The sequence below is a fragment of the Stenotrophomonas sp. STEN056 genome (genome assembly GCF_056759635.1).
On sequence record NZ_JBRRDL010000010.1, the window covers coordinates 52254 to 78061 of the forward strand.

The 25808-nt window shown below is 65.1% G+C and carries 23 protein-coding genes; 9 read left to right on the forward strand and 14 right to left on the reverse strand.

All coding sequences use genetic code 11. From position 1 onward, the window contains the following. Nucleotides 1-2: 2 nt before the first annotated feature. Nucleotides 3-3470, reverse strand: a complete 3468-nt coding sequence (locus tag ACVOLO_RS07865) for an efflux RND transporter permease subunit (RefSeq protein ID WP_481569693.1) — start codon at nt 3468-3470, stop codon at nt 3-5. Further along, on the reverse strand, nt 3467-4603 hold the full coding sequence (locus ACVOLO_RS07870) for an efflux RND transporter periplasmic adaptor subunit (RefSeq protein WP_481569694.1): 1137 nt from the start codon (nt 4601-4603) through the stop codon (nt 3467-3469). The genes ACVOLO_RS07865 and ACVOLO_RS07870 overlap by 4 nt, the downstream gene beginning before the upstream one ends. A gap of 236 nt (nt 4604-4839) precedes the next feature. Between ACVOLO_RS07870 and ACVOLO_RS07875 the strand changes: the two genes are divergently transcribed. Next, complete coding sequence (locus tag ACVOLO_RS07875) at nt 4840-5208, forward strand: c-type cytochrome (RefSeq protein ID WP_481569695.1); 369 nt, start codon at nt 4840-4842, stop codon at nt 5206-5208. A 9-nt stretch (nt 5209-5217) separates the two neighbouring features. Next, the gene (locus ACVOLO_RS07880; RefSeq protein WP_481569696.1) at nt 5218-5679 is read left to right on the forward strand and encodes a c-type cytochrome; all 462 of its coding nucleotides are present in this window, start codon (nt 5218-5220) and stop codon (nt 5677-5679) included. A 383-nt stretch (nt 5680-6062) separates the two neighbouring features. On the opposite strand, the gene ACVOLO_RS07885 is transcribed toward ACVOLO_RS07880, so the two are convergent. Both ACVOLO_RS07885 and ACVOLO_RS07890 read right to left on the reverse strand, forming a co-directional pair. After that, nucleotides 6063-7886, reverse strand: coding sequence for a hypothetical protein (locus ACVOLO_RS07885; RefSeq protein ID WP_481569697.1), 1824 nt, complete (start codon nt 7884-7886; stop codon nt 6063-6065). A 15-nt stretch (nt 7887-7901) separates the two neighbouring features. Beyond that, the gene (locus ACVOLO_RS07890) at nt 7902-8495 is read right to left on the reverse strand and encodes an NfuA family Fe-S biogenesis protein (RefSeq protein ID WP_481569698.1); all 594 of its coding nucleotides are present in this window, start codon (nt 8493-8495) and stop codon (nt 7902-7904) included. 89 nt (nt 8496-8584) lie between these two features. Here ACVOLO_RS07890 and ACVOLO_RS07895 point away from each other — a divergent pair, with 89 nt between their 5' ends. Genes ACVOLO_RS07895 through zupT form a run of 3 tightly spaced genes read left to right on the forward strand, consistent with a single transcriptional unit; the run spans nt 8585 to nt 10175 of the window. Then, the gene (locus ACVOLO_RS07895) at nt 8585-8932 is read left to right on the forward strand and encodes a 4a-hydroxytetrahydrobiopterin dehydratase (RefSeq protein ID WP_481569699.1); all 348 of its coding nucleotides are present in this window, start codon (nt 8585-8587) and stop codon (nt 8930-8932) included. Between the two features lies 1 nt (nt 8933). Then, a complete protein-coding gene (locus ACVOLO_RS07900) occupies nt 8934-9350 on the forward strand; it encodes an energy transducer TonB (protein WP_481569700.1) in 417 nt (138 codons plus the stop codon). 15 nt (nt 9351-9365) lie between these two features. Further along, entirely contained in the window at nt 9366-10175 is an 810-nt protein-coding gene (gene zupT / locus ACVOLO_RS07905; protein ID WP_481569701.1) for a zinc transporter ZupT, read from the forward strand. Between the two features lie 118 nt (nt 10176-10293). On the opposite strand, the gene ACVOLO_RS07910 is transcribed toward zupT, so the two are convergent. Then, nucleotides 10294-11265: an RluA family pseudouridine synthase gene (locus ACVOLO_RS07910; protein ID WP_481569702.1), complete on the reverse strand. Its 972-nt coding sequence runs from the start codon at nt 11263-11265 to the stop codon at nt 10294-10296. Between the two features lie 408 nt (nt 11266-11673). On the opposite strand from ACVOLO_RS07910, the gene rne reads away from it, so the two are divergent. Both rne and ACVOLO_RS07920 read left to right on the forward strand, forming a co-directional pair. Further along, a complete protein-coding gene (gene rne / locus ACVOLO_RS07915; RefSeq protein WP_481569703.1) occupies nt 11674-14817 on the forward strand; it encodes a ribonuclease E in 3144 nt (1047 codons plus the stop codon). Continuing rightward, entirely contained in the window at nt 14783-15082 is a 300-nt protein-coding gene (locus tag ACVOLO_RS07920) for a hypothetical protein (protein ID WP_481569704.1), read from the forward strand. The genes rne and ACVOLO_RS07920 overlap by 35 nt, the downstream gene beginning before the upstream one ends. A 74-nt stretch (nt 15083-15156) precedes the next feature. Here ACVOLO_RS07920 and ACVOLO_RS07925 read toward each other — a convergent pair whose 3' ends face one another. The 3 genes from ACVOLO_RS07925 to ispG all read right to left on the reverse strand — a co-directional run bounded on the left by ACVOLO_RS07925 (nt 15157) and on the right by ispG (nt 18057). Beyond that, on the reverse strand, nt 15157-15804 hold the full coding sequence (locus ACVOLO_RS07925; RefSeq protein ID WP_481569705.1) for a response regulator: 648 nt from the start codon (nt 15802-15804) through the stop codon (nt 15157-15159). A gap of 317 nt (nt 15805-16121) precedes the next feature. After that, complete coding sequence (locus tag ACVOLO_RS07930; RefSeq protein WP_481569706.1) at nt 16122-16811, reverse strand: phosphatase PAP2 family protein; 690 nt, start codon at nt 16809-16811, stop codon at nt 16122-16124. Continuing rightward, nucleotides 16792-18057, reverse strand: a complete 1266-nt coding sequence (ispG, locus tag ACVOLO_RS07935; RefSeq protein ID WP_481569707.1) for a flavodoxin-dependent (E)-4-hydroxy-3-methylbut-2-enyl-diphosphate synthase — start codon at nt 18055-18057, stop codon at nt 16792-16794. Before ispG ends, ACVOLO_RS07930 begins: the two co-directional genes overlap by 20 nt. A gap of 84 nt (nt 18058-18141) precedes the next feature. Here ispG and ACVOLO_RS07940 point away from each other — a divergent pair, with 84 nt between their 5' ends. Together ACVOLO_RS07940 and ACVOLO_RS07945 are read left to right on the forward strand one after the other, a co-directional pair. Continuing rightward, on the forward strand, nt 18142-19368 hold the full coding sequence (locus ACVOLO_RS07940) for an ATP-binding protein (protein WP_481569708.1): 1227 nt from the start codon (nt 18142-18144) through the stop codon (nt 19366-19368). Then, nucleotides 19365-19931, forward strand: a complete 567-nt coding sequence (locus ACVOLO_RS07945) for a response regulator transcription factor (protein ID WP_481569709.1) — start codon at nt 19365-19367, stop codon at nt 19929-19931. Before ACVOLO_RS07940 ends, ACVOLO_RS07945 begins: the two co-directional genes overlap by 4 nt. Nucleotides 19932-20173: 242 nt before the next feature. Here the strand turns inward: ACVOLO_RS07945 and pgi are convergent, their stop codons facing one another. The 6 genes from pgi to pcnB form a co-directional block, all read right to left on the reverse strand. Beyond that, a complete protein-coding gene (gene pgi, locus ACVOLO_RS07950; protein WP_481569710.1) occupies nt 20174-21685 on the reverse strand; it encodes a glucose-6-phosphate isomerase in 1512 nt (503 codons plus the stop codon). After that, nucleotides 21682-22062, reverse strand: a complete 381-nt coding sequence (panD, locus tag ACVOLO_RS07955) for an aspartate 1-decarboxylase (RefSeq protein WP_481569711.1) — start codon at nt 22060-22062, stop codon at nt 21682-21684. The genes pgi and panD overlap by 4 nt, the downstream gene beginning before the upstream one ends. A gap of 179 nt (nt 22063-22241) precedes the next feature. Further along, on the reverse strand, nt 22242-23084 hold the full coding sequence (gene panC / locus ACVOLO_RS07960; RefSeq protein ID WP_481569712.1) for a pantoate--beta-alanine ligase: 843 nt from the start codon (nt 23082-23084) through the stop codon (nt 22242-22244). Next, nucleotides 23081-23896 carry a 3-methyl-2-oxobutanoate hydroxymethyltransferase gene (panB, locus tag ACVOLO_RS07965; protein ID WP_481569713.1) on the reverse strand — a complete coding sequence of 272 codons (816 nt, stop codon included), beginning with the start codon at nt 23894-23896 and terminating at the stop codon, nt 23081-23083. The genes panC and panB overlap by 4 nt, the downstream gene beginning before the upstream one ends. Nucleotides 23897-23927: 31 nt before the next feature. After that, nucleotides 23928-24416: a 2-amino-4-hydroxy-6-hydroxymethyldihydropteridine diphosphokinase gene (gene folK, locus ACVOLO_RS07970; RefSeq protein WP_481569714.1), complete on the reverse strand. Its 489-nt coding sequence runs from the start codon at nt 24414-24416 to the stop codon at nt 23928-23930. A 6-nt stretch (nt 24417-24422) separates the two neighbouring features. After that, entirely contained in the window at nt 24423-25808 is a 1386-nt protein-coding gene (gene pcnB / locus ACVOLO_RS07975; protein WP_481569715.1) for a polynucleotide adenylyltransferase PcnB, read from the reverse strand.

Below are 25808 nucleotides of genomic sequence, written 5' to 3' on the forward strand. Positions count from 1 at the left end.
GCTCAGTCCCTGATGCCGCCGATGGCGTCCTGTTCGTGGCTCAACACCTGCTCGGCCTGGGCCATTGCCTGCCGCGCACGACGACCACGCTCGGCGTAGTACTCGTCCGGTTTGCGGTCCAGCAGGTCGTACACCACCGGGATGACCAGCAAGGTCAGCATGGTCGAGACCAACAGGCCGCCGATCACGGTGATGGCCATCGGCGAGCGCACCTCGGCACCTTCGCCGAAGGCCAGAGCCAGCGGCAGGAAGCCGAACACCGCGCACAAGGTGGTCATCATGATCGGACGCAGACGCGAGCGCGCACCTTCCACCAGCGCCTCACGCTTGGCCACACCTTCCTCGCGCAGCTGGTTGACCTTGTCGATCAGGATGATCGCGTTCTTCACCACCAGGCCAACCAGCAGGATCAAGCCAATGAACACCACCACCGAGACCGGCGAGCGCGCCAACAGCAAGGCCGCCACCGCACCGACCAGGGCCAACGGAATGGTGAACAGGATGACAAACGGATGCAGCAGTGATTCGAACTGCGACGCCATCACCAGGTAGACCAGGAACACCGCCAGTGCAAACGCGAACAGCAGCGAACGGATCGATTCGCCCAGCTCCTGGCCCTGGCCGCCGATGTGCATGCCGACATCCGTACCCAGCGGGTTCTTGGCGACCATGGTCTGCACTTCGGTAATGGCCTTGCCCAGGTCGATGTCACGCAGGTTGGCCGAGACAATCGCCACGCGACGCTGGTCGGCGCGGTGGATCTCGCTGGGGCCGGTGGTGGCGACCACATCGGCCACCGAGCCCAGCTCGATCGGCTTGGCGCCGGTCGGGTTGACGATCAGGCGGCGGATGTCATTCACCGAGGAACGCTCCGACTCCTGCACGCGCACCAGTACGTCGATCTTGCGGTCACGGAAGCTGTAGCGCGTGGCGACGTTGCCCTTGACCTTGTTGACCACCGCATCGGCGATCTGGCGCGTGGTCAACCCCAGTGCCGCGGCGCGGTCCTGGTCGAACACCACCTGGATTTCCGGGAAGCCCTGCTCCACCGTCGACTTCACATCGGCGTAGTGCGGACTTTCGCGCAGCATGCCAGCCAGGCGATTGCCGGCGATGCGGATGTCCTCGAGATTGTTGCCCTCGATTTCAATCTCCAGCGGCGGCGACAGCGCGAACAGTTCCGGGCGGGCGAAATCCACCTGCGCCGACGGCCAGGCCTTCATCGTTTCGCGCAGCTTCTCGGTCAGTGCCGGTTCGAGCTTGGTGTCATTCATCACCACTGACAGCTTGCCGATGTTCTCGCCGCTCTCGGTCGGGCTGGCATCCAGCCGCGTGCCGGTACCGGACACGCCGTACAGCAGGCGCACGCCGTCTTCGTTGGCATGCTTGCGCTGCACTTCGCGCACCAGTGCGTCGGTCTGCGCCAGCGGCGTGCCCGGCGGCAGCTTGGCGGTCATCTCAAAGCGGTCCTGGGCCAACTGCGGCAGCAGGTCCACGCCCAGCAGCGGCAGCGCTGCCAAAGTCAGGGCGAAGGCCAGCGTGGCAAAACCCAGCACCGGCCACGGACGCTTCAACGCCGCCGGCAGCGCGCGCAGGTAACTGGCTTCGGCACGACCGTAAGGCGCCATCGCCAGATCACTGGCCTTGCGCATCACCGGGCCGACCACCGCAGCGATGCCACGGAAGATGCGCACCACGCTCCAGGCCAGTGCATAGAAGCCGTAACGGAACATCGCGCCAATGCCACGGCCCGCATACGCCGCCGGCTTCTTCCAGCGGCTTTCCGGACGCCACGGCTGGCGCGGGTCCTCGGCCGGGAACTCCAGCGGCGGGCGCCCCTTCAGCGCGCTCAGCATCGGGATCAACGTCATCGACACGACGAGCGACACCGCGATGGCGATGGACACCGTCAGCGCCTGGTCACGGAACAGCTGGCCGGCGATGCCTTCGACGAACACCAGCGGCAGGAATACCGCGATGGTGGTCAGGGTCGAGGCAACCACCGCCATGAACACTTCGCGGGTGCCCTTGATCGCCGCCTCCAGGATGCCCATGCCGCGCTCACGCGCCTTGGCGATGGATTCCAGCACCACGATCGAGTCATCCACCACCAGGCCGGTGGCCAGCGCCAGGCCGCCCAGCGACATCACGTTCAAGCTCAGGCCCAGTTGGCCCATGAAGAAGAACGTGGCGATGATCGAAATCGGCAGCGACAGCGAAATGACGAAGGTGCTCCAGCCATCGCGCAGGAACAGGAAGATGATCAGCACCGACAGCAGGCCACCGATCACCGCATCGATCTTGACGTCCTTGATGGCGTGGCGGATGAAGACCGACTGGTCTTCCACCATCGTCATCTCGATGTCCTTGGGCATTTCCTTGCGGATCTGTTCGAGCTTGGCTTCCAGCGCATCGGCGGTGGAAACGGTATTGGCATCGCCTTCCTTGTAGACCGCCAGTTCCACGGCCTCATGGCCGGCCGCGCGGATCACCGCCTCGCGCTCCTTGTAGCCCTGGCGGACCTCGGCCACATCCTTCAGGCGCACGCTGGGTGCACCGCTGCTGCCATCACTGCGCAGTGCGGCAATCACGTTGGGATCGCTGCTGCCGAGGATGGCCGACATCAGCTGGCGGTTCTCGCCGGTGGAACTGGCGGCACTGGAACCACTGGCCGTGGTCAGCAGCATCTCGCGCATCTGCTCGACCGTGGTGAACTGGTTGACGGTACGCACCAGGTAACGCTGCGAGCCTTCTTCCAGGCGACCGCCGGACAGGTTGACGTTTTCCTGCTGCAGGCGCTGGATCACGGTGTCCAGCGACAGACCAAGCGCGGCCAGCTTGCGCTGGTCGATATCCACCTGGATTTCATCTTCCAGGCCACCGCCGACCTTGACCGCGGCCACGCCGCTGACCGGCTCCAGCTTGCGCTTGAGGTCTTCGTCGGCATAACGGCGCAGTTCCATCAGGCGACGTACCGCATCGGCGTCGTTGCCGGCTTCCTGCTTGGACGACAGCGCCAGGCGCATGATCGGCTGCGTGGACGGATTGAAGCGCAGCAGCACCGGCGGCTTGGCCTCCAGCGGCAGCTGCAGCGTCTCCATCTTGTCGCGCACGTCCAGGCCGGCCTGCTGCATGTCCGTGCCCCAGGCGAACTCCAGCACCACGTCGCTCTGGCCGGTGCGCGAGATCGACTTGAGCTTGCGCAACCCTTTGACGATGCCCAGCGCTTCTTCGGCCGGCTGCGAGATCAACGTCTCCACTTCTGCCGGCGCGGCACCTTCGTAATCGGTACGCACGGTCAGGGTGGGATAGCTCAGGTCCGGCAGCAGTTCGACCTTCAGGCTGGACAGCGAGATCAGGCCGAACAACACCAGGGTCAGCGTCATCATCGCAATGGTGACGCGGCGGCGGGTGGCGAACTCGATCAGATCGAAGCCACCGCCGGAACTCGACGGTTGGTGCGCACTCATTGCTTGGACGCCTGTGCAGCTGCCGGCGCCTTGGCCGCCGTCGCTACTGCCTTCTCCTTGCCGATCACCTGCACCGTGCTGCCTTCACGCAAGGCCGCCTTGCCGGCGATGACCACTTCATCACCCAGCTGCAGACCGTTGCGGACTTCGATGAAGCCTGCATCGTCATAGCCCAGCGCAAGCTCGGTGCGCACGACCTTGCCATCGCGCACCACGTAGACAGCCGGCTTGCCGCCGTCTTCCAGCAGGGCCGTACGCGGCACCACCAGGGCATCGGCACGCTGGTCGTAGTTGATGCTCAGGCGGCTGAACATGCCGGCCTGCAGTTCCTGGTCACCGGAGAAGCTGGTCACCACACGGAAGGTACCCGAGCCGGTGTCCACGACAGGCGCCACGCGGTCCACTTCGCCGGTGAACTGCTTGCCCGGCAACGCATCAACCTGCAGCGACACCGCCTGGCCCGGCTTGAGCTTGGCGATCTCGCGCTCGGGCACGTTGAGCGTGGCTTCCAGGCGGCTGCTGTCAACGATGCGGATGATCGGCGAGTTGATCTGCACGAAGTTGCCCGGCTTGATATCACGCGAGGCAACCACGCCGGAAATCGGCGCCTCCACCGTGGTGTAGGACAGCTCCAGCGTGGCCATGCGGTACATGGCGCGCGCGTTCTCCAGGTCATAGCGCAACTGGTCCACGTCGGCGGCGCTGACCAACTGCTGCTGCACCAGCTTCTCGGCGCGGTGGTAGCTGTTTTCCAGCTTGCGCATCTGCGCTTCGCTCTGCGCCACGCTCAGGCGGGCACGGTCCGGGTCCAACCGAACCAATGGCTGCCCGGCGCGTACCTGCTGCCCTTCTTCGACCAGTACTGCCAGCGCCACACCGGAAGTCTTGGCGACCACCTGCGACTCCGCGCGCGGCTCCAGCGTGGCCGTGCCCGCATAGCTGGCGGCAATCGCGCGGCGCTCGGCCTTGGCCACTTCCACCGGCACTGCATCACTGGCCTTCTGCTCATCCGGCGTCTTGGCCTTGGCCTCTTCGCCACCCGCCTTGCAGCCGCCGAGCAACAGGGAAGTGGTGATCAAAAGTGCAGCGGCGCAGCTTCCGGTGCGGCCGTGCTGAGAGAAGAATCGCGACATCGTCAGGTCCCTGGGGATGCATTGGCATGGTGTTGTAGCAAAGTATTGCACCACCCCACATGCACACCATGCGCCAAAGGTCATGGGTATGCCCTGTCTGGCGGCCGGCATTGCAGAATGAGTGACGCGCCGCAGCATCGGCAAGCTGTTCCGAACAGGTAAATACGCGGGCTATACTCGGGCCGTTCCGTGTCCCCACGGCGGAACCCCAGACCCGCACACCGGACAAGGAAACCATGCGCTCGCAGCCGCTCGCCGCTTGTTTCGTTCTGGCTTTCGCCCTGCCCATCGGGGCCGCCAACGCTGTTCCGCAGTCTGATTCCGCCGCATCGCCCGCGCCGGCCACCCCACTTGTCGGCCAGCCCGACACCGGGCGCACACTGGCCTATACCTGCCAGGGTTGCCACGGCATCACCGGCTACAAGAATGCCTATCCCAGTTACCGCGTCCCCAAGATTGGTGGGCAGTCGGCCGAGTACCTGACCCAGGCACTCACCGAGTATCGCCAAGGCAAGCGCAAGCATCCGACGATGCAGGCGCAATCGATGAGTTTCAGCCCGCAGGAAATCGCTGATCTCGCCGCTTACCTGTCCACCGTCAAATAGGCATCGCCCATGTCGAAAGCAACGCACGCAACGCGCTTGTCCGTCGTCCTGCTGGCCGCCTTTGCATTGGCCGCCTGTTCGCAGTCGCAGGTGGAGTCGGCCGATAAATCCGCTGCCGACCCCGGCCATGCCAGCGGCGAACGCAACGCCAGTTCTTCAGCCGGGCTGCCGCAGGGGCGCATCGCCGCCGGCGAGCATCTGGCCAACGCCAAGGGCAAGGCCACCGGCCAAAGCTGTATCGATTGCCACGGCGCCGACGGCAACCAGCCCATCGACCCCACCTATCCACGGCTGGGCGGTCAGTACGGGGACTACCTCGCTCACGCCCTGCAGGCCTATCGCAGCGGCGACCGCGAGCAGATGCTGATGACGCCACAGGCTGCCGGCCTCAGCGACCAGGACATCGCCGACCTGGCCGCCTACTTCGGTTCGCGCCCCAGCCAGCTACGCGACCTGCATGGCGTGAACTGAGCAAGCACCGTAGTCCGAATGGAAGAAAGCTGCCTGATGGGCGGCTTTCTTTTTTGGCTTGCCGTCGGTGAAGCCCGCCCCCTTTCTCTCGCCCCTCCCCTTGCATCCATCCCGAATTCTGGATTTCGTGGGACACGGAAACGCCACGGGAGCAGCGACGCAATGATTCGCAAACTGCGTTCTTTCGCTTCAAGCGGTTCGGCTATCTATAGACCGAAACGCACTCAGCGACTGCTGTTTTAAAGCCCCTCTCCCCTCGCGGGGCGACGGGGAGTAGCTTGCGAACCATTGATTCGCTGCTCCCCTAGCGCCTTCGCGCCCAGCGAAGGCCGGGGCGCGGAGCGGGGGTTGGTGAGAGGGGGCGCAGAGCAAAAGAAAGACAATCAACGACTGCCGTTGTCTTCCTGCAATTCCTTCTTGAATGGGATATCCGGCGGCGGCCGTGCCTCGGCCGGTTGTTCCTGCATGTTGGGGTTGGTCAGCCCACAACCACCGCCAAACTGCAGCATCGACACCACGCAGGAAATCCGGGTGCTGGTGCCGGGGATTGGAATCTCCACGCTCTGGATTCCCTTGCGCACCCATTCGGCCAGCAGCGATTCGTTGGGCACCCAGTATTTGTCGAACGAGGTCGGCGTGTAGTCATACGGCGGGCGCTTGAGCCACGTCCCGGAGTCGGCAATGCGCTCGCGCGTCCACGAGTCCGCATCGCCACCCGGTGCACCGCGCGTGCGTTCCTTGCCGGCGCCATCGTCCGCCAGGCGCACACCGCCGTCAGCATCGAACAGGCCTCGCCCCTTGTCCGACTGCCCGCCGGCAGCCCCTTCCACCTGTCGCTTCAATGCACCCCAGTCATCCGAACGAACCGCCGAATCCCAACCGCCACTGCGGTCCTGCGTCCTCGGCCCGGCACCCGTACTGGTCCCCGGGCGCACGGAATTGTTGGCCGCAGCACTGCTCCCTTGTGCAGCCGCATTCTGCTGCGCGGCGCTTGTCGCAGCGCTGCTGGTCGCACTGTCAGGCTTGCCGGCAGCAGTTGCAGGCGCCGCGCTCGACGCCGCGACATCCGGCACGCCCGGGAGCTGCCGTTCGCGCACGGCAACCGTTGGCGTCTTGACGGACACGCTGCTGCTTTCGCTGGAGCGCACCTGCGCCATGGCAACCGGCTGCGTCGGCGCCGCTTCCACCTGCCGCTCGCGCACTGCCATTTCCGGCTGGGTCACCCGCACGTCGGCCGCACGCTGGCGCACCTGCGCCATCTCGATCTGCTGCTGCGGCGCGGTGTCGATCCGGCGCTCGCGCACTTGGACATCCGGCACGCTCAGCTGCGGCTGCACGCTGGGCAGCGCGCGCGCGGACTGCGTCACCTGCGGACGCTCTGCCGCCGTTTCCACCACCCGTTCGCGCACCTGCACCTCAGGCACGCTGACGCTTGGCACGGTCACCGTCGGCGGGCGCAATGTCGGCGCAGGCAGCACGAAGTCACTGCTCGGCTGTGGTGTCTGGGTCACCTGCAACGGCTGGGCCGTTGGCATCTCCGGCGAAGGCTTGGACACATCAATCGGCACCAGGCCTGCCTCGGCATCAGCGGCATCCGCTGCGGACGACGCCGCAACCGCTGCTGGCTCCACCACCGCCGCCTCCTGTGGCTGCACGGCAGGTGAGGCACTGGCAGCCGCGCTTTGCGCAGCCGATGTGTTTGATGCAGCCGCCGAAGCCTCGGCCTGCTGCTGCCCCTGTGCCTGCGGCGCACCGCCGCCCTCTTCGTCCGGCGTGCCGCGGCCGATGTACTCGATCTGCACCCGTTCGCCTTCTTCGGCACTCTGCTCCGGCACCGGGCTGCGTATCAATGCCACCCATACCAGCAGCAAGCCAAACAGCAGATGCAATGCCGCACTGATGAAAGCGGCAAACCCGCGCATCAGGCGCTGGTCCCGTGGCGGCGGATCACCGCCCTGCCAGAGCAGCAACAGCATCGTCAGCAGGAACGGACGCGGCGGTAGTACACGTTTGCGTGGCGGCTCGGGCCGGGCCGCAACCACGGCCGCCACATCGGCATCTGCAAACGCCGACACCGCCCTGGATGCGCGCGTGCGCACCCAATGGCTCCAGCTGTAGGGCATGCCGGTACGACGGTCGTGCAGGATGCTTGCCTGCCGGCGCGCGGTCAGCAGATCAATCAGGTCGGTAACTGAAGTCACCGGCATGCGGCAGCTGTCGCCTCAGCCCGCACGCGGGATATACGGGGCCTGACCTGTGTCATGGTCAGTGGCATCGCGCACGGCGGTCACGCCCGGCACCCGGCCCATCAAGGTCTTCTCGATCCCCTGTTTCAAGGTCACATCGGCCATGCCGCAACCGTGGCAGCCACCGCCGAAGCGCAGCAGCACCACGCCCTCGGCGGAAACTTCCTGCACGGCTACGCGGCCACCGTGGGAGGCCAATTGGGGATTGATCTCGTTCTCGACCACCCAATGCACGCGCTCAACCATCGAGGCGGCATCGCCGGGCGCTTCACCCTTGATCTTCGGCGCCTTGATGGTGAGATGCTGGGTGCCGGCCGCCTGGGTGACGAAGTCGATCTCGGCACCGTCCAGCCAACCCACGCTCGTGGCAGCTACATACAAGGTGAAACCATCGCAATCGACCGCCCATTCGTCGCCGAGCAGTTCGCTGGGGTCGGCAAACTCCAAGCGCGCGTCGGCACGCGGCGTGCCGGGCTCCACGGCGCTCAGGCGCACGCCCATGCCGGGCACGGCCTCGCGTTCGATCAACTTGCGGAAATAGCTTTGGGCGGTATCTGAGATCTGGATCATGCGGGTATTCTAGCCGTGTCTTGGTTGACGCTGATGGGACACTGATTCCATCGGCGACACTGTTCAGTCACTGCCTGATGGAGGTTCCCATGGCCCCTGACCTGATTCCCCTGGCGCAAGCCCACTGCATCCCACGCAAGGGCAGCGAACACCGGCTGGGCCAGGCCCGCCTGGCCGAACTGATGCCGCAGCTTCCCGGCTGGGAACTGGCCGAAAATGGCCAGGCGCTGGTGCGTACATTCCGCTTTGACAACTACTACGGCACGATGGCTTTCGTGAACGCGCTGGCGTGGGTCGCCCATGCCGAAGACCACCATCCGGACCTGGGCGTGCATTACGACCGTGCCGTGGTGCGCTTTTCCACCCACGACGTGGGCGGCCTGAGCGAGAACGACTTCATCTGTGCCGCCAAGGCATCCGCACTTACGGAGCAATGACATGAAACCGCGTCTGCTGCTGGGTTGTTTTGCTGCCGCCGTCTCGCTGGCCGCGTGCAACTCTTCCGACCAACCCGCCACACCGGCAATCGCCCCGACCCAGGTTGCCGCCGTACAGACCCCGCCGCCGGACTATCCGGCCGAGCTGGCCTGCACCGGCGTGGGCGGCAAGAGCGTGCTCAAGGTCGTCGTCGGCCCGCAGGGCACCCCGACCGAAGTCGCGCTGATCACCAGCAGCGGCAACAGCCAACTGGATGACTCGGCCATCGCCCGCGTCCGCGAGTGGAAGTTCAATGCGGCCACCCGCAACGGCCAGCCGGTCCCCACCACCATCCAGGTGCCAGTGAGCTTCAACCCGCCCAGCCCGAAGCCAAATGAGTGCTTTGCCATCGAAGAACGGGCACGCCGCGGCGGCTGACCGCCCGGCCATTACATGCACGGAATCTCTACTGACAATCTCTGGATTGCTTTCGCACTGACCTTCGCGGCCGGCCTGGCTACCGCCATCGGCAGCCTGATGGTGCTGTTCTCGCGCCGCCCCAACCCGCGCCTGCTGGCGTTCGGGCTGGCCTTTGCCGGCGGCGCGATGGTGTATGTGTCGCTGTCGGAAATCCTGAACAAGTCCATCGCCTCATTCGCCATCAGCTACGGCGACCGGCTCGGTTTCACCTACGGCACGCTCTGGTTCCTTGGCGGCGTGCTGCTGGTGGTGCTGATCGACCACCTGGTGCCCAACCCGCACGAAACCCTGGACAAGCAGGACCCTGCCTTCAAGGAAAAGAACCGCAGCAGCATCCGCCGGGTCGGCCTGCTCAGCGCCGTGGCAATCACCGCGCACAACTTCCCGGAGGGCCTGGCGACGTTCTTCGCCACGCTGGAAAGCCCGTCTGTCGGCCTGCCCCTGGCATTCGCCATCGCCATTCACAACATCCCCGAGGGCATTGCCATCGCGGTGCCGGTGTATTTCGCCACGGGGCGCAAGCTCTACGCCTTCGGCGCCAGCCTGCTGTCAGGCCTGGCCGAACCCGTGGGCGCGGCGATCGGCTACTTCGCCCTGGCCGGCTCACTCTCCCATGCCACCTTCGGCGCCGTGTTCGGCCTGATCGCCGGCATCATGGTGTTCCTGGCACTGGACGAGCTACTGCCAGCCGCCAAGCGCTATGCCAAGGGGCACGAAACCGTCTACGGCCTGGTGATCGGCATGGCGACGATCGCCGTAAGCCTTGTGCTGTTCAAGTGGTAGTGGGGCCGGGATTGGGGATGTAGTGATTAGGGATTGGCAAGTGCCGACCTCTGGCCTCCCTTCAGCGGCGGCAGTGCTGCCTTTGCGAATCCCCAATCCCGACTCACCAATCCCAGCCTCAGAGCCTGTCCAACGCCTCGACCAACTCCGGCGCCAGCGGGGCATTCAATACATAAGGTGTCTTGCCCGCATCCAGCGCGAACTCGAGCGAGGCAGCATGTAGAAACAGTCGTTTCAGGCCGATCTGCTCACGAAGCCGCTTGTTGACTGCAGGATCGCCGTATTTATCGTCCGCTGCCACGGCATGGCCGATGTGTTGCGCATGCACGCGGATCTGGTGGGTGCGCCCGGTCTCGATCCGCACCTCGCAGTAAGAATGCCCACCGCGGCGCTCCAGCACCCGGAAATGGCTCAGCGACGGCTTGCCCGCCGGGTTCACCTGGACATGACGCTCGCCGCCCTGTCTCAAACCAACATGCAACGGGGCGTCCACACTCATCACGCCATCAGGCATGCGGCCGACCAGCAGGGTCAGGTAACGCTTCTGGATGCCGCCACGGTCTTCACGCATCAGCGCCTGCAGCTCGGTCAACGCCGAGCGCTTCTTGGCCATGATCAGCAAGCCCGAGGTATCCCGGTCCAGGCGGTGCACCAGTTCCAGATTCTGGTTCGGACGCAGCACCCGCATGGTTTCGATGGCGCCATGGCTGATGCCGCTGCCACCGTGACTGGCCACGCCCGAGGGCTTGTTGATCACCAGCAGCCGGGCATCCTCAAAAACGATGGCCTGCTCCATCCGCTCCAGGAAGCCGGCCGGCGGCGCCGTTTTTTCTCCCACCTCATTGAGATTGACCGGCGGCACCCGCACCTCATCGCCCGCCTCCAGCTTGCGCTCGGCCTTGGCACGCCCCCCGTTAATGCGGACCTGGCCACTGCGCACCAGTTTGTACACCAGACTGCGCGGCGCGCCCTTGAGCTGGCCGAGCAGGAAGTTGTCCAGACGCTGCCCGGCGCGGTCTTCGGAAACCTTGATCATGCGCACGCTGGTCTTGGCGGCGGGCGGGGTACTGCGGTGGTCGGAGTCAGTCATCAGCCTATTTATTCTGCTACACTCGGGCCGCGATATAAGGGTTTGATTTCGTTGGAAGTTGGTCAGGGCCAGAAGCCCCGCTCCCTACGGATCCGGCACAGTGCGCGGCCACCGCCCCCGGGGCGGCCATGTTAGCGGCTCGTCGGCGTTCCCGGCCATCGCCGGGTGCCCAAAGCACCTGAGCTGGACGAAACACATGTCCCGTGCGACGCCCGGCCACGGCCGGATCGGCCGCCGGCCCTGAAACACCTTAAAACAAGAATAGAAGCGCTCCCGCGGCCTGCCGTGGTGTCGTAGCGCTGGAAACCCAAGCTGCCCTACCCGCGCCTGCGCGATTGGACGGCGACCCGTGTCCAGAGGCGAAACCCCATGGCGTTCCGCGCGGTAGCAGCGCGCGAGGAACGCACAATGAAGCGAATGCTGATCAATGCCACGCAGGCTGAAGAACTGCGCGTGGCCATCGTCGACGGGCAGAACCTGTACGACATCGACATCGAACAGCCGTCGAAGGAACAGAAAAAGTCCAACATCTACAAGGGCCGCATCACCCGCCTGGAGCCGTCGCTCGAGGCTGCCTTTGTCGAGTACGGCGGCGAACGCCACGGCTTCCTGCCGCTGAAGGAAATCTCCCGCGACTACTTCCAGGCTGGCGTTGACCACAACAAGGCCGGCATCAAGGAGCTGTTGCGCGAAGGCCAGGAAATCGTTGTCCAGGTTGACAAGGATGAACGTGGCAACAAGGGCGCCGCCCTGACCACCTTCATCTCGCTGGCCGGCCGCTACATGGTGCTGATGCCCAATTCGCCCTCCGCCGGCGGCGTTTCGCGTCGCATCGAGGGCGAAGACCGCGCCGCCCTGAAGGAAGCGCTGGACAAGCTCGACATCCCCAACGACATGGGCGTGATCATCCGCACCGCCGGCGTTGGCCGCGATGCCGAAGAGCTGCAGTGGGACCTGGACTACCTGCTCCAAGTCTGGCGCTCGATCGCCGAAGCCGCACTGACCAAGCCGGCCCCGTTCCTGATCTACCAGGAATCGCGCCTGATCGTGCGCGCCCTGCGCGACTACCTGCGCTCGGACATCGGCGAGATCCTGGTCGACACCGAAGAGCTGTACGAGACCGCACGCGAGTTCATGCAGCAGGTGATGCCGCAGACCCTGCGCAAGCTCAAGCATTACAAGGACGACATCCCGCTGTTCAATCGTTTCCAGATTGAATCGCAGATCGAGGCGATCTACGAGCGCAACGTGCGCCTGCCTTCGGGCGGTTCGATCGTGGTTGACCAGACCGAGGCCTTGACCGCCGTCGACGTGAACTCGGCCCGCGCCACCAAGGGCAGCGACATCGAGGACACCGCATTCCAGACCAATCTGGAAGCCGCCGAGGAAGTCGCCCGCCAGCTGCGCCTGCGTGACCTGGGCGGCCTGGTGGTCATCGACTTCATCGACATGTCCTCCAGCAAGCACCAGCGCGAAGTCGAGAACCGCCTGCAGAACGCCCTGAAGTACGACCGCGCGCGTGTTCAGCTGGGCCGCATCTCGCGCTTTGGCCTGATGGAAATGAGCCGCCAGCGCCTGCGCCCGAGCCTGGGTGAATCCAGCCAGATCGTCTGCCCGCGCTGTGACGGCCAGGGCCGCATGCGCAGCATCGAGTCGCTGTCGCTGTCCATCATCCGCGTTGCCGAAGAGCACGCCATGAAGGAGAACACTGGGCAGGTGCTGGTCCAGGCCCCGGTGGAGATCGCCAACTATCTGCTCAACGAGAAACGCAGCGCCCTGCGCGAGATCGAAACCCGTCACGATGCGCCGATCATCATCGTCGCCGACGAGCAACTGCACACCCCGCACTACGAAGTCACGCGCCTGCGCGACAACGAGCTGGGCGAAGAATCCGGCCGCCCGAGCTACCAGCGCGGCACCCCGCGCAAGCTGCCGGTGCACGCACTGACCAAGGCCCAGCTGAACATCCCGCCGACCCCGGCCGTGACCCACGTCAAGCACAGCCAGCCGGCACCGCTGCGCGAAGTGGTCGAAGAAGCCGCGCCAGCACCCGTTGCCGCCCCGGCAGTCGCCCCGGCAGCCGGCGGCGTAATGGGCTGGCTCAAGCGCGTTTTCGGTGGTGAAGCCGCCCCGGCAGCCCCTGTTGCCGCCCAGCCGCAGCGCCAGGAGAGCGGCCGCAACCGCAATGACCGCAACCAGCGTCGCGACGGCCGCAACGGCAACAATGGCCAGCAGTCGCGCAATGGTGGCAACGCCAATGCCGGTGGCAACCGTCGCGACGAGCGCCGTGAAGATCGCCGCGAGGAGCGTCGCCAGGGCAACACCAACGCCCAGGATCAGAACAACGGCCAGTCGCAGAAGCCGCGCAACGAGCAGCCACAACAGGGCAAGCAGCCGCGCAATGAGCAAGGCCAGCAGGGCAAGCCGCGCAACGAGCAGCCCAAGCAGCAGAAGCAACCGAAGCAGCCCAAGCCGCAGGATGCCGAGAAGGTCGCCCAGCAGCAGCCGGTGAGCGAAAAGCCGGCGCGCCAGGCGCAGCCGGAAGCCACGCCGGTGGTCAGCACCGTGGCCGCAGCCAGCGTTGTTGCGGTTGACGCGATCAACACGCCCGTGACGCTGGTCAGCGCAACGGCGCCGGTCACCGATGCGACCACGCCCGCTACTGCACCAGAGGAACAGGCTGTCGTGGCACTTGCCGCCAGCGATGAAGCGCCCGCAGCCGCAGGCGAAGAAGGTACGGGCGAAGGCGGCAGCCGTCGTCGCCGTGGCCGTCGCGGCGGTCGCCGCCGTCGTCGCGGTGGCGCCGAAGGGGCCGCCGCAGGCGAAGTGACTGCCACCGATGAGGAGGGCATCGAAGATCTGGAAGACGGCGAGGTTGCCGAGGCAGCTGCCACGCCAGCCAACAACCAGCCTGAATTCGACTTCGATGATGAGCCCAACACCGCCGCACAGGTGAAGGCTGCTCCGGCACAACCTGTGGCCGCAGCCAACACGGCGGCCGTTGTCGCCCCTGCGGTGGTCGCCGTTGCCGAAGCCAAGCCTGTTGAGGCCAGCCCGGCGCCGGTCACACCAGTGGCGCCTGTTGTCCAAGCCCCGGCAACCCCGGTTGCTGCGGTGGACGCTCCTCAGGAAGCGGCAATCGCACCGGCCGAGGTCACTCCCGCCGCACCGGCACCACAAGCGACTGAAACGCCTGTCGTCGCCGAAGCGCCGGTGGCTGAAGTCGCCGCGGTCGCGGCAGCACCGGCTGTGGTCGCATCCTCGACGCCGGACTCCCCGGCTGTCGAAAATGCGCCCGCCCCGGCAGCCACTGCGGTCGAAACGCCGGCGGTGGTTGAAGCACCTGTGGTGGCTCCGGCTACTGCTGAAGCCTCTCCGGAACCGACCGCACTGGTTGCCGCTGAACCCAAGGAGGCCGCGCCTGCAGCACCGCAGAATGGCCAACTGTTCGCGGCCCCGCAGGACGAAGCCACGCCGGTCGTCGCCGAAGCAGCCAACGCCGCGGATGTGACGAAGGATGAAGTGGAAGAAGAGCAGCCCCGCAACGGCTGATCGGCTACACGAAAGAATCAAAAAAGCGGCCCTTCGTGGCCGCTTTTTTGATGTTCAACTTTCTGGCAGCACAGGCAAAAATCCTTCCCGGCTTCAGGCAGCGCGCCCCCTCGAACACGAAGACCGCATGCTGCCCAGGCCATGCAAGCCCCTGCCGATGGCTGGGTCTTCCACACACATCAAGCTGCCCGAGCAGAAGCATGGCTTCCTGCTGTCATTGGCAAGCCAGGCTATGCGCACCCGTATCGGCGGCGAGGCTACATGAAAAAAGGAGCAGCCGAGGCTGCTCCTTTTCAATACTGCATTCCCGTGCGCCAGGCGGCAGGAACAGTGCCGATATCAAAGCGCCCGTGAGGGATCACCAATCCCGTACTGGCCCGCCAGGCGTGCCAGCGCGATGTTGTCCTGCACGCCCGCCTTCTGGAACAGGCGCGCCTTGTGTGTGTTCACGGTCTTGGCGCTGAGACACAAACGCCGCGCAATCTCTTCCTGTCGATGCCCCTGGATAAGCAGCAATGCCACTTCCAGTTCTCGCGGAGACAGCGCATCAAAGGGCGAGTCATCCCCTTCGAGATTCGACAGTGCAAGATTCTGCGCAATGCTGTTGGCCAGGTAGCGCTTGCCCAATGCCACGTCATGGATCGCCCGGATGAGTTCACGCGAATCCCCCGCCTTGCCCACATAGCCGGAAGCCCCCGCCTCCAGCAGGCGCTTGGGCATGGGCCCGTCTTCCAGCACGGAAACAATGATGACGCGCGTACCGTGGTCGCCCTTGACGATGCGCTCGGTGATCTCAAGCCCACTCAGCCCCGGCAGGTGCAGGTCGCACAGCACCACGTCAGGCTTGAGGCGACGAATCTGTGGCAGCGCCACCTCGCCGCTGTCCGCCTCCCCCACAACCTCGATTTCGGTCTGTCCAGAAAGAATCAACCTGATACCAGTACGTACCAGTGCGTGGTCATCAATGAGAAAAACCTTGATCGTCATGACGCATTCCTCTTGGCGAGGTGACAGTTGAAGCCTTGGCCAATCCCCGGAAGCCGGAAATCCGGAGCGACGGCCTCCCCCGTCCCCCCATGGCACAGACCGTGCGTATTATCGACCAGAAGTGACCAAACCCAGCACAATTATTGGCTGGAAAACATCAGATTAGTCATCCCCGTGGTGTCAGGACAGCAGCAGAACAAGTCCGGCTGATGTCGTGGCCACTATGTAGCAGGAGCAAAGATGCTTCTATCAGCCCATTTCTTCGATACAAATAGGACTTTTCCGAGCCAAAATTAATGGCAATTCGGAGGGTCGCGTCAGGGTGCCGGCAGTGACCAGCGACGCCGGAACATCACCATGTAAACGCCCAGTACCCACACCAGCGCAGCACACCAGCCCCCCAGAATATCCGACGGATAGTGCACCCCCAGGTACACCCGTGACGCCCCCACCAGCACCGCGAATGCGGCCGCGCCGCACAGTGCCGGCCATCGCCAGCGGGTATTCCACAGCAACAGGACGACCGTCACTGCCAGCGTCATTGAGCCCATTGCATGACCGCTGGGGAAGCTGAAGGTGCTTTCCGGGGCAATCGACTCCCAAAGCCCGGGGCGTTCGCGCTGGAAAATCTGCTTGCTGCCCAGATTGAGCAACGCCGAACCGATAAAGGCCGTCGCTGCGAAAGCCGCCTTGCGCCAACGGCGCATCACCAGCAATACACCGACGATCAGCACATCCACGGGGATCACACCCCACTCGTAACCCAGCTTGGACATCAGCATGAAGAAGCTGTCGAGCGCAGGCGACGCCAGGGCATGCATGCGCCACAACAGGGCGTCGTCAAAGTGGAAGGCTTCGGCTTCGTGGATTTCGTCGGCCAGCGAAACGAAGCCCGCCAACGGAAGCAGCACGCCAACGAACAACAGCACCAGCCGCCACGCGTTGTGGCCAAGCCAGCGCCGCAGGCCCGCGGCCTCGCTCCGGGAATCAACCGGAGCTTCGGGCATACCTGTTCTCAACGTAGTCGTCGATCAGCGCGACGAATTCCCGGGCGATGTTTTCGCCGCGCAGGGTCACTTTCTTCTCACCATCAACGAACACCGGCGCCGCCGGCGTTTCGCCGGTACCCGGCAGCGAGATACCAATGTTGGCGTGACGCGATTCACCGGGGCCGTTGACGATGCAGCCCATCACCGCGAGCGTCATGTTCTCCGCACCGGGGTGGCTGATGCGCCAGACCGGCATCTTTTCGCGCACGTGGTTCTGCACCACCTTGGCCAGCTCCTGGAAGAACTCGGAGGTGGTCCGGCCGCAACCCGGGCAGGCCGTCACCATCGGCGTGAAAGCGCGCTGGCCGGTGGTCTGCAACAGTTCCTGCGCGACGATGACCTCCTGGGTGCGCGACTGGCCCGGCTCGGGCGTCAGCGAGATGCGGATGGTGTCGCCGATGCCTTCCTGCAGCAGCACCGCCAGCGCCGCCGACGAGGCCACGATGCCCTTGCTGCCAATGCCGGCTTCGGTCAGGCCCAAGTGCAGCGCGAAATCCGAGCGGCTGGCCAGGTCGCGATACACCGCGATCAGCTCCTGCACGCCACTGACCTTGGCCGACAACACGATGCGGTCATGCGGCAGGCCCAGCTCAACGGCGGTCTGGGCCGAGTCCAGCGCCGAGCGGATCAGGGCTTCGCGCAGTACGCGGCCAGCATCCCAGGGCTGGGCACGCTGGCTGTTTTCGTCCATTAGCTTTGCCGCCAGCGCCTGGTCCAGCGAACCCCAGTTGGCGCCGATCCGCACCGGCTTGCCATATTGGATGGCGAACTCGATCAGCTGCGCGAACTGGGTGTCCTTCTTCTTGCCGAAGCCGACATTGCCCGGGTTGATCCGGTACTTGGCCAAGGCCTCCGCACACGCCGGCTCCTGGCTCAGCAGTTGATGGCCGTTGTAGTGGAAGTCACCGATCAGGGGCACGTCGATGCCCATCATCTGCAGCTTCTCGACGATGCACGGAATCGCCGCCGCCGACTCGGGATTGTTGACGGTCAGCCGCACCATTTCCGAACCGGCGCGCCACAGTTCCGCGACCTGCTTGACGCTGGCCGCCACGTCGGCGGTATCGGTGTTGGTCATTGACTGCACGACCACGGGGTGGCCCCCGCCCACCTTGATCCCGCCGATATTCACGGCTTGGGTGATGCGGCGGGGCCAGGCGGTGGCGTCGGCAGGCGGAGTTGGTCGGGTCACGGCGTCATGCATGGGCGGCATTTTACCGCGCCGGCCGCCTCCCGGGGATGAACCTTCCGTTGTGTGTCAGCGGGCCTGACAGCATACGATTACGCCATGAATTCGTCGGACACCTCGTTTCTCCGCACCTTGTGCAGCCTGCGCTGGCTGGCCACCGCCGGCCAGGCCGCGACCATCCTGGTCGCCACCTGGCTGCTCGGCCTGGAACTGCCGCAGCTTCCGCTCTGGAGCGGTGTGTTCGTGCTGGCGCTGTTCAACCTCTACGCGCAACTGCGGGTGCACGACAGCAACCCGGCGCCGGTCACTGCCTTCGGCCACATCCTGGTCGATGTCACGGTACTGACCTGGATGGTTGGCTGGAGCGGCGGCATCGCCAACCCGTTCGGCTCGCTGTTCCTGATCCTGATCGCCCTGGCTGCGCTGGCACTGCCTCTACGCTGGACGCACGCAGTCGCCGCCGCCTGCGTCGGCGGCTATGCGTTGAGTGCGATCTTCGGCTTGCCACTGCAGGGCGGGTATTTCAACTCACTGGACCTGCACCTGTGGGGCGCGGCGGCCAACTTCCTGCTGTCCAGCGTGGTGGTGCTGGTGTTCTCCACCCGCCTGGCCGCCGCCCTGCGCGAGCGCGAAAACCAGCTGGCCCTGCTGCGCGAACGTTTTGTCCGCAATGAGGGCATTGTCGCCCTGGCCACGCACGCTGCATCGGTGGCGCATGAACTCAACACCCCCCTGGCGACCATGACCCTGCTCACCGACGACATCGCCGAGCAATGCGCCGACAACCCGGAAATGCGCGATGACCTGGAAACCCTGCGCGAGTTGCTGGTGCAGTGCCGTGAACGCGTGCTTGCCCTGGCGGCGCCGGCCGAAGGTGCCCGCGCCCGCGCGGCGGTCTCTATCGGCAGCGTGCTCGAACAGTGGCGTCTGGTCCGCCCGACCATCCAGCTGCGACGCAATGCCAACGCGCCGCTGCAGCTGACGCTGGACCCGGGCATCGGCCACCTGCTGCAGGTACTGCTCAACAACGCCGCCGATGCGGGCGAATCCAGTGGACGACCGCAGATCGACCTGGACATCCGCGTGCGCGACGGCCAACTGTATGGTGAGGTCCGCGACTATGGCCCGGGTTTCAACGCCAATGATGCCGCCCTGCCCGGCACCCTGTTCAACAGCAGCAAGACCGAAAGCATGGGTGTCGGCCTTGCCCTGTCACATGCCACCATTGAACGCCTGCATGGCGAACTCTGGATGCGCCCTGCCGAAGGCCTGGGAGCGCGCGTCGGCTTCCGCCTGCCGTTGGACACCACCGAGGTAAATACATGAATGCTCCCGCCACACACGGGTTGCTGGTCGACGACGATCCCCTGTACCTGCGCACGCTGCAGCGTACGCTTGCGCGGCGTGGCATCGAGGCCGTCACTGCCACCGACATCACCAGCGCACTGCAACTGGCCACGCAGACGCCACCGGCATTTGCACTGATCGACCTGAAGCTGGGCAGCGAATCCGGCCTCACCTTGATTCAACCCTTGCGCGAACTGCGCCAGGACATGCGCATCCTGCTGGTCACCGGCTATGCATCGATCGCCACGGCGGTGGAGGCCATCAAACAAGGCGCCGACGACTACCTGCCCAAACCGGCGACGGTGCAGATGATTCTGCGCGCACTGGGCGAGGAAGATGAGGCTGGCGAGGAGCCGGAGGAGATCGAACCGCCGGATTCAATGACCCCCATCAGCCGCCTGCAGTGGGAGCACATCCAGCAGGCAATGCATGAAACCGGCGGCAATGTTTCGGCCGCGGCGCGCCTGCTGGGCATGCACCGGCGCTCGTTGCAGCGCAAGCTGACCAAGCGGCCGAGCCCGGAGCGCGATCCGAACAGATAACCGCCATGCTCAAAGCCCCTCTCCCGCCTGCGGGAGAGGGGTTGGGGTGAGGGCCGCTTTTGACGTTCGCTTGAACAGCAAAAGCCCGCCCCTCCCCAACCCTCCCCCTGCCTTCGGCCAAGGGAGGGGGCAGATCAAGGTCGCGCTCCCGCATGCGAGGGGCAAAAGAAAAGCCGCGCATATCTGCGCGGCTTTCTTGGAACGACAATCTGTTGTCAGCGCAAAACGATAACCGGCTGGATTCAGCGCAGGCGCGCCAGCACTTCGCGCGTCATCGGATCAGCGATTTCAACCGCCTCACCCTGCAGTGCCGGCAGCAACTGGTTGGCCAACTGCTTGCCCAGCTCGACGCCGAACTGATCAAACGCGTTGATGCCCCAGACCAGCGATTGCACGTAAACGGCATGCTCATACATCGCGACCAGCGCGCCCAGCGCCTGCGGCGTCAGTGCATCGATCAGGATCAGCGTGCTCGGGCGACCGCCCGGGTATTGGCGATGCGGATCTTCGCTGTCCTGCCCGTTGGCCAGCGCCTCGGTCTGCGCCAGCAGATTGGCCAGCAAGGCCTGATGATTGACCGTATACGGGTTGTCCGCCTGCACGCAGCCGATGAAATCGGCCGGCACGATACTGGTGCCCTGGTGCAGTGCCTGGAAGAAGCTGTGCTGCACGTCGGTGCCCGCCCCGCCCCACCATACCGGCACGGTGTCGGCGTCAACCGGACTGCCATCGAGCTTCACGCGCTTGCCCAGGCTTTCCATCACCAGCTGCTGCAGGTAGGCCGGCAGCAGCGCCAGGCGCTGGTCGTAGGTCATCACCGCGTGCGTGGCATGGCCGAGCACGTTGCGGTTCCAGATATCGGTCAGTGCATGCAGCACCGGCAGGTTGCGTTCCAGCGGCGCGGAGGCGGCATGCGCATCCATCTCGGCAGCGCCGGCCAACAACTGCCCGAAGCGCTCAAAGCCAATGGCCAGCGCAATCGGGAAACCCACCGCCGACCACAACGAATAGCGGCCGCCCACCCAATCCCACATCGGCAACACGCGTTCGCTTGCGATATCAAAGGCCTTGGCAGCGCGCTCGGGATTGGCGCTGACCGCGTAGAGACGCTCGCTGCCGCCCAGCCAATCGCGCAGGATGCTGCCGTTGAGCAACGTCTCCTGCGTACCGAAGGTCTTGGAAATCAGGATGCCCGCGGTCGTCGCCGGGTCCAGCGTGGCCAAGGTGCGCTGCATCGCTGCACCGTCGACATTGGAAACAAAATGCACACGGAAACGCGCACCGCTTGCCGGGCGCAGTGCATCAGCCACCAACCGTGGACCGAGGTCTGAACCGCCAATGCCGACACTGACGATGTCCGTGACATTACTGGCTTCCAGCTGCTGGATCAGCGCACCCATGCGCTGCTGCACGGCGGCAGCTTCTGCATGCGCAGCCACCGCTTCCGGGGTGCTGCCGACATCACCACGCAGCGCGCTGTGCAGCACGGCGCGGTCTTCGGTGGTGTTGATCTTCTGCCCGCCGAACAGGCGCTGGAACCCACCGGCGACATCACGCTCGGCAGCCAGCGCCAGCAAGGACTGCAATGCCGCGCGGTCGTACTTCTGCCGCGCGAAATTGACATACAACGGACCGACGGTGAGCGCCAGGTCTTTCACCCGGTCCGGCTCGGCGGCCATCAGCGTGGGAATGCTCGTGCCCTGCAGTCGCTGGGCGTGAGCGTGCAATACGTCGAATCCGTTGTATCTGGTCATGCGGCCTGTGTGGGAATTGAAGTGTTGGTGTGGGAGATGCGGTTGTTGCCGTCCACGTAAACCAGCGTCGGCTGGAAGGCGTCGGCCTCGGCTTCGCTCATGCTGGCAAACGCCGCGATGATGATGATGTCGCCTACCTGCACGTGGCGCGCAGCGCCGCCGTTGAGCGAGATGATGCCGCTGCCTGCTTCTGCACGCAGCGCATAGGTGGTGAAGCGTGCACCGTTGGTCACGTCCCAGATATGCACCTGCTCGAACTCCCGGATGCCGGTGGCCTGGAGCAGGTTGTCGTCGATCGCGATGGAGCCTTCGTAGTTCAGCTCCGAATGGGTGACGGTGGCGCGGTGGATCTTGGTCTTGAGCAGGGTGAGTTGCATGGCAATGCCGAAAACTGCGTGAGAAAGAACGCAGTCTAGCACCGGCGGGAGGCCCTGCCCGCACTGCAACATACCTTTGCAGGGACGGCACTCCAGACACGCCGATGGCGCCACATGGGCGCCATCAGGGGTCAATTTCCAGGCTCGCGACGGACAGGAGAAGTCCCGTCCAGCCCTGCTCAGAACTCGATGTTGTCGATCAACCGGGTATTGCCCAGCTTGGCAGCCACCAACGCCACCCGGGCACCGGGCTGATCGGCCTCCGGCTCGCTCAAGCTCGGTAGCCGCACCACGGCGTAGTCCACCTGAAAACCGGCCGCCTCCAACTGCGCAACGCCCTCCGCCTCCACCTTGTCGCGTACCACGCCGGCCAGGCTGGCATCACGCATGGCCAGCAGCACGCGACGGATGACGGTCGCGTGCGGGCGCACCTCCGCGGTCAGGTACTGGTTGCGCGAGCTCATGGCCAGGCCGTCGTCTTCGCGCACGATTTCCCCACCCAGCACCTCGATCGGGAACGCCAGGTCGGTCACCATCTGCCGGATCACCGCCAACTGCTGGTAATCCTTGCGACCAAACGCGGCCACATCCGGCAGCACCTGGTTGAACAGGCGACTGACCACGGTGCACACGCCATCGAAGTGCCCGGGACGGTGCGCGCCTTCAAGCAGGCTGCTCACACCCGGCACATGCACCTTGGCAGCCAGCTCCACGCCAAACGGGTACATCGATTCGACGGTTGGCAGCCAAAGCACGTCACAACCGGCCTTCTCCAGGCCGCTGGTGTCAGCCTCGGGGGTGCGCGGATAGCGGGTGAAATCCTCGTTCGGGCCGAACTGGGTCGGATTGACGAACACGCTGGAAACCACCCGGTCGGCATGCTGCCGCACCAGTTTCACCAACGAATAATGGCCCGCATGCAGGTTGCCCATGGTGGGGACGAAGCCCACGCGGAGCCCTTCGCGCTTCCAGCCGGCAACAATCGCGCGCAGCCGGCTGAGTTCGGTGACAGTCTCAATCATGATGCGTACGCATGCTCCGCGTCGGGGAAGGTGCCATCGCGCACGGCGTCGGCGTAAGCGCGAACGGCACCGGCCACGGAACCGCCTTCGACCAGGAAATCCTTGACGAACTTGGGCCGGCGGTGGCCGCTGTCCAGACCGAGGAAATCATGCAGCACCAGCACCTGCCCGTCGCATTCCGGGCCAGCGCCAATGCCGATGGTGGGGATGGAAATCCCTGCGGTGACGCGGCCGGCAATCGGCGTCGGCACGCATTCCAGCACCAGCAGGCTGGCGCCGGCCTCGGCCACGGCCTTGGCATCGTCCAGCAACTGCTGGGCCGCATCGCCACGACCCTGTACCCGGTAACCGCCCAGGCGCAGCACCGACTGCGGCGTCAGGCCCAGGTGCGAACAGACCGGAATCTCGCGCTCGACCAGGTGCCGGATGATGTCCAGCTTGAAACCGGCACCTTCGATTTTCACCATCTCCGCGCCGGCCTGCAGCAACTGCAGGGACGCTTCCAGCGCGCGCTCAGGCGTGGCATCGGCACCAAACGGCAGGTCTGCAACCAGCAGGGCGCGCTGCAGGACACCAGCCACGGCCCGTGTGTGATAGACGACATCGGCCACGGTGACCGGCAGCGTGGAGTCATGCCCCTGCACCACCATGCCCAGTGAATCGCCAATCAGGATCAGATCGACGCCATTGGCATCAAATGTGCGGGCAAAGCCGGCATCGTAAGCGGTCAACATCACCAGCTTCTGACCAGTGCGCTTGGCCTCGGCCAATGCCGGAACCGTCCAGGGCTTGCTGTCTGCGTGGGTGCTCATGTGGGGATAACGATTGGTGATGAGCCGACCATTATCCGCCTATCGGCTCGATATCGCAGGTTTTCATGTCAGCCAGCACGTCACGCACTGTTCCATGCCCGGGAATCAGCACCCCCGGAGCCACGTCCGCCAGTGGTCGCAGGGCGAAGGCACGCTGGTGCAGGAACGGATGCGGCACTTTCAGCTGCGGCAGGCTGATGACCTGCTCGCCGTAAAGCAGCAGATCCAGATCCAGCGTGCGCGGCCCCCAGTGTTCGCCGGCTGCGCGCACCCGGCCGAAGACCTGCTCGGTGGCGAGCAGGTGCTCCAGCAACACCGGGGCGGCCAGCCCGGTCTCCAGCGCCACGGCGGCGTTGATGAAATCCGGTTGGTCCTCATTGCCCCAGGCCGGCGTCCGGTACAGCCGCGAAGCCGCCACCAGACGCGTCTGCGGCAAGCCATCCAGTACCTGGATGGTTGCGCGCACCGTTGCCTGTGCGTCGCCCAGGTTCGCTCCCAGGCCGATGCAGGCAAGCACCATCCCGGTTTACTCGCCGGCCGTTGTCGCGGCGCCGCTGCTGCCGCTACGACGGCGGCGGCGACGGCGACGCGGCACGTCGCCCTCCAGCCCGGCCTCGGCCTGTTCCGAATCCGGCGCGGCTTCAAGCTCCCGCCCGTTCTGCAACTGCGCCTCGCGCCAGAAGGCGATATCGGCCTGATGCTCGGCCGAAGCTGTTTGACGCAACAACAGGAAATCGAACGCTGCGCGGAAGCGTGGATGGCTCAAGGTACGCAACACCCGCTTGCGCTGGCGCGAGCCGAAGCGCGACTGCAGCAGCCAGATTTCCTGCATCGGCAGCGAGAACCGACGCGGCAGGGCAATCGTACTCAGCTGGTGCAATGTCACCCGGTCGGCTGCGCGGCGCTGCGCCTCTTCCGGCGCCATGCCCTGCTTCTGCAGGCCGATCAGGGCACGACAGAATGCCGGCCACAGCAACAACGCGAACAGGAATGCCGGCGACACCGGCTCCTCGTTGGCCACGCGCTCATCGGTGTTGCGCAGCCCTTCGACAAGAATGCGGCGCAGCGCGCCGGTGCGGTTGCTCTTCAATGCCGCCGCACTCTCGGGGAACAGCACCGCCAGCAGGCCGTAACGCTCCAGCCCTTCAAAGCTGGCAACAGCGTGACCGGACAGGAACAGCTTCAGCACTTCCTCAAACAAACGTGCTGGAGCGGCCTCGCTCAACAGGCTGGCAAGGCGCGGCAGCGGCTCGGCCGTGGGGCCATCGATCTCGAAGCCCAGCTTGGCGGCCAGGCGCACCGCGCGCAGCATGCGCACCGGATCTTCGCGGTAGCGCTGTTCGGGGTCGCCGATCAGCCGCATGCGCCGCGCCATCACGTCCTCGAAACCGCCGGTATAGTCGCGCACCGAGAAATCCTCGATGGCGTAATACAGCGCATTGCAGGTGAAATCACGGCGGACGGCATCGTCCTCGATGCTGCCGTAGACGTTGTCACGCACCAGCATGCCGTTTTCGACCTCGCGGTCGCCGCTGCCGTCATCGCTGTTGGCGCGGAACGTGGCGACTTCGATGATCTCGCGGCCAAACACGACATGGGCCAGGCGGAAGCGCCTGCCAATGAGGCGGCAATTGCGGAACAACTGCTTGACCTGCTCGGGCGTGGCATCGGTGGCCACGTCGAAATCCTTGGGGCGGCCACCGACCAGGAGGTCGCGCACGGCACCACCTACCAGGTAGGCGCCAAAACCGGCCTCGCGCAGGCGATACAGCACGCGCAGCGCATTGGGGCTGATGTCCCGGCGCGAAATGGTGTGCTGGTCACGCGGGATGACGTGCAGGGTGAACGGTGTTGTAACTGTGGAATTGATGTCGGCGATTCCAGTTGGGGTTGCGGGATTGCCGAGCGGCAA